This is a genomic window from Pseudomonas sp. A0308 (assembly GCF_044218815.1).
In the GTDB taxonomy this organism is placed as follows: Bacteria; Pseudomonadota; Gammaproteobacteria; order Pseudomonadales; family Pseudomonadaceae; genus Aquipseudomonas; species Aquipseudomonas iridis.
Map to the genome: position 1 here is coordinate 5153722 of NZ_CP162581.1, position 14223 is coordinate 5167944.

Annotated in this window: 12 protein-coding genes, 4 tRNA genes and 1 pseudogene; 10 read left to right on the top strand and 7 right to left on the bottom strand. The window is 59.2% G+C overall.

Going from position 1 to position 14223, the window contains the following annotated elements; genetic code table 11:
• Positions 1-24: 24 nt before the first annotated feature.
• The gene (locus tag AB4P92_RS23875; RefSeq protein WP_042560472.1) at positions 25-1065 is read left to right on the top strand and encodes an AI-2E family transporter; all 1041 of its coding nucleotides are present in this window, start codon (positions 25-27) and stop codon (positions 1063-1065) included.
• Positions 1066-1165: 100 nt separating this feature from the next.
• Here AB4P92_RS23875 and AB4P92_RS23880 read toward each other — a convergent pair whose 3' ends face one another.
• Both AB4P92_RS23880 and AB4P92_RS23885 read right to left on the bottom strand, forming a co-directional pair.
• Positions 1166-2215, bottom strand: coding sequence for an ATP-binding protein (locus AB4P92_RS23880; protein ID WP_395598252.1), 1050 nt, complete (start codon positions 2213-2215; stop codon positions 1166-1168).
• A complete protein-coding gene (locus tag AB4P92_RS23885) occupies positions 2215-2976 on the bottom strand; it encodes a response regulator (protein ID WP_390896389.1) in 762 nt (253 codons plus the stop codon). The genes AB4P92_RS23880 and AB4P92_RS23885 overlap by 1 nt, the downstream gene beginning before the upstream one ends.
• A 285-nt stretch (positions 2977-3261) precedes the next feature.
• Between AB4P92_RS23885 and pyrF the strand changes: the two genes are divergently transcribed.
• Positions 3262-3960, top strand: coding sequence for an orotidine-5'-phosphate decarboxylase (gene pyrF, locus AB4P92_RS23890; protein WP_042560469.1), 699 nt, complete (start codon positions 3262-3264; stop codon positions 3958-3960).
• 156 nt (positions 3961-4116) lie between these two features.
• On the opposite strand, the gene AB4P92_RS23895 is transcribed toward pyrF, so the two are convergent.
• Positions 4117-5121, bottom strand: coding sequence for an NADP-dependent oxidoreductase (locus AB4P92_RS23895; RefSeq protein ID WP_395598253.1), 1005 nt, complete (start codon positions 5119-5121; stop codon positions 4117-4119).
• A 248-nt stretch (positions 5122-5369) separates the two neighbouring features.
• Here AB4P92_RS23895 and AB4P92_RS23900 point away from each other — a divergent pair, with 248 nt between their 5' ends.
• The 4 genes and pseudogenes from AB4P92_RS23900 (at position 5370) to AB4P92_RS23915 (ending at position 9791) form a co-directional block, all read left to right on the top strand.
• A complete protein-coding gene (locus AB4P92_RS23900; protein ID WP_150593011.1) occupies positions 5370-6131 on the top strand; it encodes an SDR family oxidoreductase in 762 nt (253 codons plus the stop codon).
• 186 nt (positions 6132-6317) lie between these two features.
• Positions 6318-7718 (top strand): PLP-dependent aminotransferase family protein, encoded by a 1401-nt coding sequence (locus AB4P92_RS23905; RefSeq protein ID WP_395598254.1) that lies wholly within the window; start codon positions 6318-6320, stop codon positions 7716-7718.
• Between the two features lie 987 nt (positions 7719-8705).
• Positions 8706-8930: pseudogene (locus AB4P92_RS23910) on the top strand (HAMP domain-containing protein); the annotation flags it as partial.
• Positions 8928-9791 (top strand): methyl-accepting chemotaxis protein, encoded by an 864-nt coding sequence (locus AB4P92_RS23915; RefSeq protein WP_395599697.1) that lies wholly within the window; start codon positions 8928-8930, stop codon positions 9789-9791. The pseudogene AB4P92_RS23910 and the gene AB4P92_RS23915, both read left to right, overlap by 3 nt.
• Positions 9792-10358: 567 nt before the next feature.
• On the opposite strand, the gene AB4P92_RS23920 is transcribed toward AB4P92_RS23915, so the two are convergent.
• Entirely contained in the window at positions 10359-11117 is a 759-nt protein-coding gene (locus AB4P92_RS23920; protein ID WP_047302627.1) for a hypothetical protein, read from the bottom strand.
• A 384-nt stretch (positions 11118-11501) separates the two neighbouring features.
• Here AB4P92_RS23920 and AB4P92_RS23925 point away from each other — a divergent pair.
• The 4 genes from AB4P92_RS23925 to AB4P92_RS23940 all read left to right on the top strand — a co-directional run bounded on the left by AB4P92_RS23925 (position 11502) and on the right by AB4P92_RS23940 (position 11914).
• A tRNA-Glu gene (locus AB4P92_RS23925) sits at positions 11502-11577 on the top strand.
• A 2-nt stretch (positions 11578-11579) separates the two neighbouring features.
• Positions 11580-11655 (top strand) — tRNA-Gly (locus tag AB4P92_RS23930).
• A gap of 104 nt (positions 11656-11759) precedes the next feature.
• Positions 11760-11835 (top strand) — tRNA-Glu (locus AB4P92_RS23935).
• A gap of 3 nt (positions 11836-11838) precedes the next feature.
• A tRNA-Gly gene (locus tag AB4P92_RS23940) sits at positions 11839-11914 on the top strand.
• Positions 11915-12048: 134 nt separating this feature from the next.
• On the opposite strand, the gene AB4P92_RS23945 is transcribed toward AB4P92_RS23940, so the two are convergent.
• The 3 genes from AB4P92_RS23945 to AB4P92_RS23955 all read right to left on the bottom strand — a co-directional run bounded on the left by AB4P92_RS23945 (position 12049) and on the right by AB4P92_RS23955 (position 14176).
• Complete coding sequence (locus tag AB4P92_RS23945; protein ID WP_042560463.1) at positions 12049-12687, bottom strand: LysE family translocator; 639 nt, start codon at positions 12685-12687, stop codon at positions 12049-12051.
• A 1-nt stretch (position 12688) separates the two neighbouring features.
• Complete coding sequence (locus AB4P92_RS23950) at positions 12689-13459, bottom strand: 2OG-Fe(II) oxygenase (protein WP_042560462.1); 771 nt, start codon at positions 13457-13459, stop codon at positions 12689-12691.
• A gap of 90 nt (positions 13460-13549) precedes the next feature.
• Entirely contained in the window at positions 13550-14176 is a 627-nt protein-coding gene (locus tag AB4P92_RS23955) for an alanyl-tRNA editing protein (RefSeq protein WP_115146216.1), read from the bottom strand.
• Positions 14177-14223 lie beyond the last annotated feature (47 nt).

Below are 14223 nucleotides of genomic sequence, written 5' to 3' on the forward strand. Positions count from 1 at the left end.
TGACTGACTTTTTCGAGACCTTACATGCTCAATAACGATCGACTGCTGGTGCAGATCCTGCTGCTGGTGTTGTTTGGCGCCAGCCTGTGGGTGATGGCGCCGTTCTGGTCGGCGCTGTTCTGGGGCGCAGTACTGGCGTTTGCCAGTTGGCCGCTGATGCGTCTTTTGACCCGGCTGCTCAATGGCCGTGAATCGCTGGCGGCGGCGGTTCTGACCCTGGGCTGGATGTTGTTGGTGGCGGTACCGTTGGTCTGGCTGGGCTTCAACCTGGCCGATCACGTGCGTGACGCGACGGCGTTCATCAAGGACGTGCAGGTCGATGGTTTGCCGGAGGCGCCGACCTGGCTCGGCAGTGTCCCGCTTGTGGGCGAACGGCTGGTCGGCATTTGGGACAGCATCGATCAGCAGGGCGCCGCGTTGATGGTGTCGATCAAGCCTTATCTGGGGCAGGTCGGTAACTGGTTGCTGGCGCGCAGTGCGCAGATCGGCGGCGGGATTCTCGAGCTGTCACTGAGCATTGTCTTTGTGTTCTTTTTCTATCGCGACGGGCCGCGTCTGGCGGCGTTCGTGCACGGTTTGCTGGAACGTTTGATTGGCGATCGCGCCGGGTACTACATCGAACTGGTTGCCGGGACGGTGCAGCGAGTGGTCAACGGGGTGATCGGCACGGCAGCGGCGCAGGCGGTTCTGGCGTTGATCGGGTTCCTGATTGCCGGGGTGCCCGGGGCGTTGGTGCTGGGTATCGTCACGTTTCTGCTGAGTCTGATTCCGATGGGGCCACCGTTGGTGTGGGTGCCGGCCACCGCCTGGCTGGCCTGGAAGGGCGAGTATGGGATGGCGGTATTTTTGGGTATCTGGGGGACGTTTATCATCAGTGGCGTGGATAACGTGCTCAAGCCGTATCTGATCAGCCGAGGCGGGAATTTGCCGTTGGTGATTGTGTTGCTTGGGGTGTTTGGCGGGTTGATTGCGTTCGGGTTTATCGGGTTGTTTATCGGGCCTACGCTTTTGGCGGTGGCTTATAGTTTGTTGACGGATTGGAGTAAGAGTCAGGCTCGGGTTTAAGGACGCTTCAAGGTTTTTGGCTTGGGGTATATCCGTCGATCTTGATGTCGACTGACACGCCCCCATCCCGGCAGGCTCACGCCTACCGGGATGGGGCTTTTCAGGTGCGCGGCAGGCGAATGATGGCGGTGAGACCACCGCCCGGTGTTTCCTCCAGATTCAATTGCCCGCCCAGTCGCTGCGCGGCTTCCCGGGCGATGGTCATGCCCAGCCCGACGCCACCGGAATTGCGGTTGCGCGATCCTTCCAGACGAAAGAATGGCTCGAACACCGCTTCACGTTTGTCCTCGGCAATCCCCGGCCCATGGTCGATCACGCAGATCAGCAGTTGCTCGCGCTGATCGTGCAATTCGATGCGCGCCTGCCCGGCGTAACGCAGGGCGTTATCCATCAGGTTGTTGAGGCAGGAACGCAGTGCCATCGGTTGCACCGGCAGCGGTGCGCAATGTCCGCTGACGTATACGTCCGCACCTTGATCCTGAGCGTTTTCGCACAATGATTCGACCAGCGCCTGCACGTCCATCAGCTGCAGGGCTTCGCTGGTGCGTTGCTCATGCAGGTAGGTGAGGGTGGCGTCGAGCATGGCGATCATGTCGTTCAAATCCTGCCGCATCTGGCTTTGCAGTTTGTCGTCGCTGATGTTCTCCAGGCGCAATTTCAGTCGTGACAAGGGGGTGCGCAGGTCATGGGACACTGCGCCGAGCATGCGCGCACGTTGCTGGACTTGTTCTCGAATGCGCCGCTGCATCAGGTTGAAGGTATGCGCCGCTTGCCGCGCCTCGCGTGGGCCTGACTCGTCCAGCGGGGGGCTGTCGAGGTCTTCGCTGAGACGTTCGGCGGCGTCGCTCAGGCGTTGGATCGGCCGACTGAGCAACTTGGCGCCGTACCAGGCGGCGACCATCAAGGTGATGAACTGAAAAGTCAGCGGCACGATCGGGCCACCGAACCAGGGGCGCGGTGGGCGTGGCGGGTAGCGAGAATCGTGCGACGACGGTTGGCCTTCGATGGTTTGGGAGAATTCCGGTGGCGGCGGAGGCGGGGGCGGGCCGTAGAGGCGGAACCAGGTAAAAGCGAGCAAGTGCGCCAGGACGATCGCCACGAACAGCACGCCAAACAGCCGGCCGAACAGCGTGTCGAAGCGCGCCCGCATCAGCCGATGTCTCGGGCGTCGAACAGGTAACCTTCACCGCGTACGGTTTTGATCAACTGCGGGGCTTTCGGATCATCGCCGAGTTTCTGTCGCAGGCGCGAGACCAGCAAATCGATGCTGCGGTCGAACGCTTCGATTGAGCGACCGCGCGCAGCGTCGAGCAATTGTTCGCGGCTGAGCACCCGACGCGGACGTTCGATAAACACCCAGAGCAGGCGAAATTCGGCGTTGGACAGCGGCACCACCAGGCCGTCGTCGGCGACCAGTTGGCGCAGGACGCTGTTCAGGCGCCAGTTGTCGAAGCGGATGTTCGCCCGCTGCTCGGTGCGATCATCGCGCACGCGGCGCAGGATGGTCTGGATCCGCGCGACGAGTTCGCGCGGTTCGAACGGTTTGGCCATGTAGTCGTCGGCGCCGAGTTCCAGGCCGATGATGCGGTCGGTGGGTTCGCAGCGTGCGGTGAGCATCAGGATCGGGATGTCCGATTCGGCGCGCAGCCAGCGGCACAGCGACAAACCGTCTTCGCCGGGCAGCATCAGGTCCAGCACCACCACATCGAAATGCTCGGCTTGCATGGCCTGGCGCATCGCTGTGCCATCGGTGACGCCGCTCGCATGGATGTTGAAACGCGCGAGGTAGTCGATCATCAACTCGCGGATCGGCACGTCGTCGTCGACGATCAGTGCACGAATGCTCCAGCGCTTGTCGTCTTTTTGCTCATCCGTCACGGTGGTTTGGGTGTTGTGCATGGGGCTGTTCATCTGCCAGTAGGCCGCCAACCACAAAGATGGGCTGCGAGGTGGTGGTTTCAGCATAGGCGTCCGGCGGTGAGGCGGGAAGTGCTGATGTAAGGACGTATTGCGGCTGGCGAGGCTAGCGCGGGCGCGTGTTGGCGACATGTCGGTTGTGTATCGGAGTCGACACAATAGCAGCGAGCGCTATGCTGATCTCGGCTGGTGCGACGATTTTACCGATCATCGGGTGCCGCGCCGCCGCCGGTTCCGCTACAATGCGCGCCGATTTCGACCTGCCTGAGAGCCCTCCCAATGTCCGTCTGCCAGACTCCTATCATCGTCGCCCTGGATTTCCCCACCCGTGACGCCGCACTGAAGCTGGCCGACCAGTTGGACCCGAAACTGTGCCGGGTCAAAGTGGGCAAGGAGCTGTTCACCAGTTGCGCCGCTGAAATCGTCGGCACCCTGCGTGACAAGGGTTTTGAAGTATTCCTTGATCTGAAATTCCACGATATTCCCAACACCACTGCGATGGCCGTAAAAGCGGCTGCCGAGATGGGCGTGTGGATGGTCAACGTTCACTGCTCCGGCGGTATGCGCATGATGGCGGCCTGCCGTGAAGTATTGGACAAGCGTAGCGGCCCACAGCCGCTGCTGATCGGCGTCACTGTGCTGACCAGCATGGAGCGCGAAGACCTGGCAGGTATTGGTCTGGATATTGAGCCGCAAGAGCAGGTCCTGCGTCTGGCAGCACTGGCCGAGAAAGCCGGGATGGATGGTCTGGTGTGCTCGGCACTGGAAGCCCAGGCGCTGAAAACTGCGCATCCGTCGCTGCAACTGGTGACCCCGGGGATTCGCCCGGCGGGCAGCGCGCAGGACGATCAACGACGCATTCTGACCCCGCGTCAGGCGCTGGATGCAGGCTCCGATTACCTGGTGATCGGCCGTCCGATCAGCCAGGCGGCTGATCCGGCGCAGGCGTTGGCCTCCGTCGTCGCCGAAATCGCCTGATCAGACCCTGCACAAAACCCTGTAGGAGCTGGCGCAGCCTGCGATCTTTTGATCTTTCCCTCAGCTGATATAAATGGCTGCAAGCGGTAAAAAGATCGCAGCCTTCGGCAGCTCCTGCATGGGCTGCCTACAGGCTGAGATCCTTTTGACTTTGCTTTAGATCTTCAACACCAACTTGCCGAAATTCTCGCCGCTGAACAATTTCATCAGCGTCTCCGGGAACGTCTCCAGCCCCTCGACAATATCTTCCTTGCTCTTGAGTTCGCCCTTGGCCATCCAGCCGGCCATTTCCTGTCCGGCGGCAGCGAATTGTGCGGCATGGTCCATCACCACAAAACCTTCCATCCGCGCACGGTTGACCAGCAGCGACAGGTAGTTGGCCGGGCCTTTGACCGCCTCCTTGTTGTTGTACTGGCTGATCGCACCGCAGATCACCACTCGCGCCTTCATGTTCAAACGGCTCAGCACCGCGTCGAGAATATCGCCGCCGACGTTATCGAAATAGACGTCGACGCCTTTCGGACATTCACGTTTAAGCCCCGCAACCACGTCTTCGCTCTTGTAGTCGATGGCGCCGTCGAAGCCCAATTCATCAATAAGGAATTTGCACTTGTCGGCACCGCCGGCAATGCCGACCACGCGGCAACCTTTGATCTTGGCGATCTGGCCGGCAATGCTGCCCACCGCACCGGCCGCGCCGGAAAGCACCACGGTGTCGCCGGCCTTTGGTGCGCCGACATCGAGCAGGGCGAAGTAGGCGGTCATGCCGGTCATGCCGAGCGCAGAGAGATAAACCGGCAACGGCGCCAGTTTCGGATCGACTTTGTAGAAACCTCTGGGCTCGCCGAGGAAGTAATCCTGCACGCCAAGGGCGCCGTTGACGTAGTCCCCGACTGCAAAGCCCGGATTGTTCGATGCGACGACTTTACCTACGCCCAAGGCGCGCATGACTTCGCCGATACCGACCGGCGGAATGTAGGACTTGCCTTCATTCATCCAGCCGCGCATGGCCGGGTCGAGGGACAGGTATTCGTTCTTGACCAGAATCTGTCCTGCCGCAGGTTCTCCGACCGGCACTTCCTGATAGGTGAAGGTCTCGCGGGTGGCGGCACCCACCGGGCGTTTGGCGAGCAGGAACTGGCGATTGGTCTGGGAAGTCATGACAGGCACTCAAGTTGAATGAAGCCTTGTTGATAGACCTTCATGGGCGATGCCGCAAGGTTGGCTGATGCGGCGAATGCACGTCGATCCAATGCAGTGATAGTCATAGGCATGGATTTATCACTGCGACGCATGGGGGCATAAACAGCCCTCTGATAGTGCTGATGTCCGGCAAACCCTTGTCGCTATGCTGCAATTGCGCTGCATGTCTACACAGCCCCTGCATCTATCCGTTCGAGGACATAACAATGAGCATGACGTTTTCCGGTCAGGTCGCCGTAGTCACGGGAGCCGCCAATGGCATCGGCCGCGCCACGGCCCAGGCATTCGCCGCCGAAGGTCTGAAAGTGGTGGTGGCCGATCTGGATACTGCCGGAGGGGAGGGCACTGTCGCGCTTATTCGTACAGCCGGCGGAGAAGCTACCTTCGTGCGCTGTAACGTTACCGTCGAAAGTGAAGTAAAAAATCTGATGGACGAGGTGATCAATACCTACGGCCGTCTCGACTATGCCTTCAACAATGCCGGGATCGAAATCGAGAAGGGCAAACTGGCCGACGGTTCCATGGACGAGTTCGACGCGATCATGGGCGTCAATGTCAAAGGCGTCTGGCTGTGCATGAAATATCAGTTGCCGCTGTTGCTGGCTCAGGGGGGCGGAGCGATCGTCAACACCGCCTCGGTGGCAGGCCTGGGGGCGGCGCCGAAGATGAGCATTTATGCCGCGTCGAAACACGCGGTGATCGGTCTGACCAAGTCGGCGGCTATCGAGTACGCGAAGAAGAAAATCCGCGTCAACGCGGTGTGTCCGGCAGTCATCGACACCGACATGTTCCGTCGTGCCTATGAGGCCGATCCGAAGAAAGGCGAGTTCGCTAATGCCATGCATCCGGTGGGGCGCATCGGCAAGGTCGAGGAAATCGCCAGCGCGGTGTTGTACCTGTGCAGCGACGGTGCAGCGTTCACCACGGGCCATTCGTTGGCGGTGGATGGTGGCGTTACCGCGTTCTGAATCACATGGCTGAAAAAACCCGCATTCGTGCGGGTTTTTTTATGGGCTGCGTTGAGTTCACTTAAACCACTAAACAATGTGTATCAAATGATTAGAACAGTCGCTTTTGACGGCGTTGTCGCACAGCCTGTGCCGCGTGGCTGTGATTAACTGCCGCCAGCAAAACGGACAGGAGTTTGCTTGCTCATGGAATTGAGAATTGACCGACAGGCAATGGTGCCCGTCGTACAGCAGATTGTTGACGGGCTGACTGAGTGGATCCTGCAAAGCGGGGTACCGCCGGCCACCCGTTTGCCCTCGGTTCGGCAAATCGCCCGGGGTAATCTGCTCAGCCAGTCGTGTGTCGTCGAGGCGTGCGAGCGGTTGGTTTCGCAGGGCGTCCTGACCACCCGTCAGGGCGCGGGGTTTATCGTGGCAGCGTCGCCGTCGACGGCGAGCGCAGAGGATGAGTCGGTGCCCTTCGAGGACCGGCTTGCCTGGTGTGATGCGGTGTGTGGGGCCGCGAGTGGTTTGAAACTTGGCGGCGGCGGTTTGCCGCAGAGCTGGCGCGAGCCTGACGATCTCAGCTATGCGCTGCGAGAGGTGGCGCGCACCGACATGGCCAGCCTGTTCAACTACAGCACGCCGCTGGGCCTTGCGGCATTGCGCGAGCAGATCGTCAAACGCCTGCGACTGTTCGGTATCGAGGCTCGCAGCACGCAGTTGCTGAGCACGAGCGGCGCCAGTCACGCGCTGGACCTGATCGTTCGAACCTTGTTCAAGGCCGGTGACTGCGTGGTAGTCGAAACCCCCGGTTACGCGCCGCTGTTCGACCTGTTGCGGCTGCACGGGGTGCAGATGCTTGAAGTGCAGCGCACCCCGAGCGGGCCGGATACCGTCGCGCTCGAGGCGTTGCTGCGCCAGTTTCAGCCCAGGGCGTTGTTCATTAACAGCCATCACCAGAACCCGACTGGCAGTTGCCTGACGCCGGCGGTGGCGCAGCGCATCGTGCAATTGAGCAAGACCTACGATTTGCGCGTGATCGAAGACGATGTCTACGCCGACCTGCACACGGGCAACGGTACTCGACTGGCGGCACTCGACGATGAAGGGCGGGTGATTTATGTCGGCAGTTTTTCCAAGACACTCAGCAGTTCGTTGCGGGTCGGATTTGTTCTTGCCGACAGCGAGATTGTTGCGCGGCTTGCCCAGGTCAAGATGATCAGTGGTCTGGGGGCCTCAAGGTTTTCCGAGGCGGCGCTGGCCAACCTGATGGCGACCGGTGCTTATCGCAAACTGGTGCAGCGCCAGCGGCAGCGTTTGAATGCCGATCGCGCCGCGGCGTTGCAGGCACTGGAAGACGCCGACTGGGAAGTGTTCGGCAAGCCGACTGGCGGCTTGTTCATCTGGGCACGTGCGCGGGTGGCGGATCAGGCGCGAGTGCGCGCACAGGCTCAGCGTTGCGGTGTTTTGCTGTCCGCCCCGGACGCCTTCAGCCCCAGTGGCGAGGCGGGCGACTGGCATCGCATCAACGTTGCTTACGCCTGTGATCCGCGGGCTCGACAGTTTTTTCGGCATACCGGTTCGGATCGACCTCAAATGTTCTGAAAACGACGCAGGCGTAGCTTTTTGCCATTATTCCGACGCCAGAGACTTGTGCTTGTTCATGGCCATTGCGACTCTTCGTCAACTGACTTTGGCAGGGGACTACGCGCAATGATTTCGGCCGTGCAAGGACGTTTTGCCAACCTCGATATGGCGAAAAAACTGGGTATCGGGTTTGTGCTGGTTTTGCTGCTGACCGCACTGGTGGCGGCGATTGGCGTCTGGTCCCTGCAAACCATCAGCCACCGGTTCGACGGACTGAAACAGATGTCCTCGCTCAATAGCGGCCTGCTCAAGGTGCGTTTGCTCGAGCAGGAGTATGCCTTGCGCGGTAATCCGAAAACGGCCGACGCCTTGCGTGAGGGTGTGGATGGCTTGATTGCCCTGGCCAACGAGCTCAAGGCGCAATCGCCGGCCAACGTCCCGGTCATGCTGGATGTCGAGCAGTCGCTGGGCGCCTATCGCAAGGCGTTCGACGAGTTTGTCTCGTTGACCCAGACCAAGGATCTGGCGCTGGAAATGGCCAGTTGGTCGGTCTCAAGCGTGGCCAACAACCTCGACGTGTTGCAGGCCGGGCTGGCGGACGACGGTGCCTATACCTTGAAGGACACCGAAGGCAAGGACGGTGCGCAGTTCATCGAACAGGCCAATCAGATCAGCCAGGTGTCGAGGCTGATGCTGCAAGCGATGAATGAGGCGCGGGTCCGTCTGGATCAAAGTCGCAAGGGCGATGACAGCGCTGGCAAGGGCAATATCGAACAGGCCGCGCAAGCGCAGAGCCAGGCCGAAGCGCTGAAGTCCACGGTCAAGGACGATGGGTATCTGACGGTGCTTAATGAAGTCTCGGGGCACATTGCCGGTTTCAACGACAAGCTGGCCGAGTACACCGGATTGCTCGAACAGGAAAAAACTGTCTACGAGCAATTGCATCAGCGCGCGGCACAAGTGATGGCGCGAGTGGATCAGGCTTACGTTGCCGAAGACGCCGCCATGCAGGCCGAGCTGAAAAAGAACTCACTGTTGATTGTGGGTTCTTCGGCATTGGCGCTGTTGGTCGGTTTGATTGCGGCGTGGCTGATTACTCGGCTGATCGTCGCGCCGTTGCGCAGTGTGATCAATGTCGCGCAGCGCATTGCGGCCGGTGATTTGAGTGCGACCGTGGAAGTCACCCGCCGTGACGAGATTGGCCAACTGATGTTGGCGATGCAGCAGATGGGCGCGGGGTTGAGCACAATTGTCAGTGGGTTGCAGGCCGGTATCGAACAATTGGCCAGCTCCGCGCAGTCGCTGTCTGCAGTCACCGAGCAGACCAATCTTGAGGTCAGCAGTCAGAAGGAAGAAACCGAACAGGTGGCCACGGCCATGAACCAGATGACCGCCACCGTCCACGATGTCGCGCGCAACGCTGAAGAGGCGGCGTTTGCGGCGCAGACGGCGGATGGCAAGGTCGAGAGTGGTCAGCAGGTGGTGCGCCAGAGCATGGCGCGGATCGAGCAACTGGCGGAATCGGCGAATTCGGCCAGCTTAAGCATCGAGAGTCTCAGTGCCGAAATCCAGAATATCGGTACGGTGCTGAGTGTGATCAAAAGCGTTGCCGAGCAGACCAATCTGTTGGCACTGAATGCGGCGATCGAGGCGGCGCGGGCCGGGGAGCAGGGCCGGGGCTTTGCGGTGGTGGCCGATGAGGTACGAGCATTGGCTCGACGCACGCAGCAATCGACCGAAGAGATCGAACGGCTGGTCAGTGCATTGCGCTCGGCGGCGCATTCGTCGGTGCAGCAAATTCAAAGCAGCGGTGAGTTGGTGAAGCTCGCGGTAAGCGATGCTTTGCAGACTGAGAGTGCGTTGGGGAGTATTGCGACGGCGGTTTCGTTGATTCAGCAGATGAATCAGCAGATTGCGGCGGCGGCGGAGGAGCAGAGTTCGGTGGCGGAGGAGATCAATCGCAGTGTGACGAGTATTCGCGCGAGTGCGGATCAGTCGTCGATTGCGATGCGTGGGAACGCGGCTTCGAGTATTGAGCTGGCGCAGTTGGGGAGTGAGTTGCGGGGGATGGTTGGGCATTTTCGGCTTTGACGCTTTTGACTTGGCGGCCTTTGGGCCGACCATGTTGTGGGGGTTGGGGGGAATATCCGTTTTTTTTGGTGTTGCGGCTGGCGGTTTCGCTTTTACAGCGAGTCCCTTTGGCAAACGCCCCAAAGGAACCAAAGGTCTGGGCCCCAACGTTCGGCCCGCTCGCTGGGGCTCGGGGTTCCTTCGTTCCGGGATCCATCCTCTCAGCCTGCCGACGGGGCCTTGTAGATCAAGAGCTGCAGTCGAGCTTGCGCTCATTCTGTTGAGTGGGGCGGCTGCGCCGCGGTGGTGCTGCTTGCTGTTTTGCTTGTATTTTGGAGCGGGTCTGCCAGCCAACCAATCTCTCGGTGGGGACTCCCTGTAGGAGCTGCCGAAGGCTGCGATCTTTTGATTTTGCTGTTGCTCTTTGTGTGAGCTGACCAATCCCTAGTTGAATGCATCCATTCCAAACTGTAGGAGTGAGCCTGCTCGCGATGGCGATCTGTCATTCGCCTTGCTTGTGCAAATGAAACACCAACATCAGCCCACAAAAAAGCCACCTCTCGGTGGCTTCTCTTTCAGCATCTGCGATCAGTCGTAGATGACTTTTTTCTTCCAGTCCGCATCGGCTTCAACGTCTTTGAGCCCTGCAGTCAGTTGGTTCTCTTCACCTTCCACTGGAGCGATTTTGTCCATGACCTGGGCGTTGGCGCGAGCCAGCAGTTTCTCCAGGTACTCCAGTTGTTCGGCATACATTTTCGGGTCTTGTTGTTTGCGCAGGTATTGCACGCCGCGTTCGAAGGCGAGGCGGGCCTGGCCGGGTTGGTTTTGTTGCAGGGACTGTTGGCCGAGGTTGTTGAAGAACTCGATGTGCAGCAGTACCAGAATGTGCCGGACTTCGCGGATCCATTGTTTGGCTTCGTTCGGTGGCAGGAAGCCGTCATGGGCGGCGCGGGTGATCTGGCCGTGCAGGGCTTCGAGGAGGAAGCGTACGTCTTTGGCTTTGGCTTCGGTCAGGATCGGCGCCGGTGGATTGTTGACCGGGATCGATTCGCCTTGGGCTACCAGTGCATTCAGTTCGGTGATGCGGGCTTTGGTGGCTGCGCTGGTTTTCTCAAGGTTCAGCAGGCGCTGACAGACGTTGAGTTCCAGACGAGTCAGTAACAGCTTGAGGGCCGGTGTCATGAACTGGCCGGGGAAGGTCTCGGTCAGTTCACCGCAACGGCGCAGTCGGTCGTTGAGTTCGACTTTGGTGCGGGCCTTTTCCAGTTTGTTGTTTTCCACCACATGGTTCATGTAGCCAATGGCGATCAGAATTGCGATCCCGGCTACTACTAGCAGGGTGATCATGAGTGGTGTCACCGGTAAGACCTCTTTATAGGGTTCGCATGCGAGTGTAGTGGTTGGAGATTTACGCGCCTAGCGCCGTTCGACGAGCTGGCGCGGCGGGTTCTATCTGTATCGGCCATACACCGCTTATATGAATGCTGGCGCATGATGTGCAGATTGCCATCACTGTGTGGTGGACTATAACGTCTTGGCGACTGCCGGAATATAGGCGTCAATCGTCGGGCGACGGAAAAGTCGGATCGGTGCCTTAAAGCAGGTCGAAGTCATTGATTTAAATAAATTTATATCAGGGGGTTGACGACCTCCCAATCCATCCATAGAATGCGCGCCACTTACAGCGTAAAGCACACAGCGAAACGCGGTAGGGAGTGAATGTTGTAGTGTGTCCCCTTCGTCTAGTGGCCTAGGACACCGCCCTTTCACGGCGGTAACAGGGGTTCGAGTCCCCTAGGGGACGCCAATGCGGGAATAGCTCAGTTGGTAGAGCACGACCTTGCCAAGGTCGGGGTCGCGAGTTCGAGTCTCGTTTCCCGCTCCATTTTTAAACAGCACTGCTTTCGGGCGGGGCTGAGTGAAACCAGAACCAAGTCTTCGGGCTCGGATCTGGACACCGAAACACACACCATGTGTTCCGGGTAGCGTGTCCCCTTCGTCTAGTGGCCTAGGACACCGCCCTTTCACGGCGGTAACAGGGGTTCGAGTCCCCTAGGGGACGCCATTTGCGGGAATAGCTCAGTTGGTAGAGCACGACCTTGCCAAGGTCGGGGTCGCGAGTTCGAGTCTCGTTTCCCGCTCCAAATTCACAAAAACGCCGCTCAGTGATGAGCGGCGTTTTTGTATGCGCGTTATTTGGATTCTTCTCCCAGGTATCTCCAGGCAAAAAAAGGCCCACCGATGAAAATCGGTGGGCCTTTTTGCGTTGCGGGATAGATTACCAGGACAGCATCAGTCGACCGGCAAACAGAATCAGCACAACGCCCATGGTGCGTTCGAACCAGTGCCCCATGCGCATGAACAACAACCGTACCTTGCTGCTCGAAAAAAACAGCGCGACCACCACAAACCACAGCGCATTCACAAAACACATCCACACACCGTAAAGCGCTTGAATCTTCAGCGGTGTGCTGGCGCTGATGATGGTGGTGAATATCGCGAGGAAGAACAGCGTGGCTTTGGGGTTGGTGGCATTAGTCAGAAAACCGGTACTGAAGGCTTTGAACAACGTTTGTTCGGCGACGGGTTCATCGGCAGTTTTGTCACCTTCGAGTGTCGATTTCGGCTTGCTGCGCAGCAGGCTGATACCCAGATACAAAATGTAGGCACCGCCAATCACCTTGGCGACCGTCAACAGCCACGGGGTGGTGTGCATCAATGCGCCGACGCCCAGCAAGGTGTACAGCACATGTACGGAAATGCCGGCGCCGATACCCAATGCCGTGCAAATCCCGACCAAGCGTCCAAAACGCACACTCTGGCGAATGGTGACAGCGAAATCCGGTCCGGGAGCGACCACGGCCAGAAAGTGAATGGTGGCCAGCGCCAAAAACTCGCCCAGGTAGTTCGATAACATCTCAGCTCCAGAAGGTCAGGGGTGAAGCGTTGCCGCGGTAGCCGACAAAGAAGGAAAGGCTCAAGCGCGGATCGGCCACGCCCGGCGTGACCGAGTGCATGCAGCGCGAATTGAACATGATGAAATCGCCGGGCTCAGGCTGTACTTCCAGGGTTGGCGGGCCGAGCAGTGCCGGATCGATGCCGTAGCTGTCGCCGCGCATTTCGTCGAATTGATCCGGCGTAATGTCGTCATCCCACATTTGCAACGCGCCGCCCTCGGTCGGCATGTTCAGGTATACGTTGCAGGCAAATTGCGCCTCGAGGCTGCGGGCCTGAAAACTCTCTGGCGCGTCCTTGGCGAAAATGTCGTGGTGGGCCAGGAAGCACACGCCGGGTTTCACCACGCGCGAAAGACCGACATACATTTTGCGTCCGTAGAGGTTTTCCAGATGTGCGCCGGCTGGCCAGGATTCGTCGAGCATGCAACGCAGCGTGTCGACAGGCGAAGAGTAGGGCGCACAGCGCTGACGCAGTTCGGCGATGTTGCTGGTGGCCCGTTCGAAATAATCCTCGATCAGTAGCGGCTGGTTTTCCGCTTCATAAAACGCCATGCCGATGCGGCCGATACTCGGTGCATTGATGTAGCCCTCAAAGCCTGGAGCAAGAATCCTGTCGCCAATCTGGATCGCCAGCGGCTCGGGCAAAAAGCCTTTGACGCGGATGGCGAGGACTTCTTCGTTGGCCAGTTTTTTTATGCACGTCTCATCGAGACGCTCGACATCTAGCATCATTTTCTTTTAGGTCCATCTATCGATAGTCAACGGAATCCGCGCGTGCGGTTCCCCCGCGCTGGCCACTGCGCGGGGCAGTGGCCGAAATGCTCAATCCACGCTGTAGTGGACGGACAGCGTGCCTTTCTTCTGCGAAAGGGACGCGATCGTGACTGTGCCCAAATCCTTCAGGCTACGTACGTGGGTGCCGCCGCAGCCATAGGCCGGCAGCTCGCCAAAACCGATTTCCCGCGCGCCTTCGCGCAGTGACGTCAGGCGTGGCAGATCGTGTTCGACCCATTGATCGATACCGAGTTGAACGGATTGCGCGTCGATCTCCTGCGCGTCATCGCCCGGCTTGAATTGCACGCGTCCTTCGTCTGGCCAGTGGTGCGCCTTGATCGGCGTCCAGCCCAGCGTCTGAATGAAATGCCCGATCAAATGACCGGCCGAGTGCATGCGGGTATTAAAACAGCGGCGCTGTTCGTCGACGCGGATGCAGGTCATACCGAGCGGTACCGGTCGGTCAACGAAGTGGATGATTCGATCCGGTTCCTGCACCACGCGCAGCACCAGACTCTCGCCAATCCAGCCGGTATCACACGGCTGGCCGCCACCTTGCGGATGGAACAAAGTGGCGCGCAGCACTACTGCGAATTCGTTCTCTTGGGGCGTGCAGTCGAGGACTTCCACATTGGCCTTGAGGTCATCACTATGGAAAAAGAGGCGAAGCGTCATATTCCATGCCCTGATTAAAGTTTCTATTTTTATTATATGAATCGTGC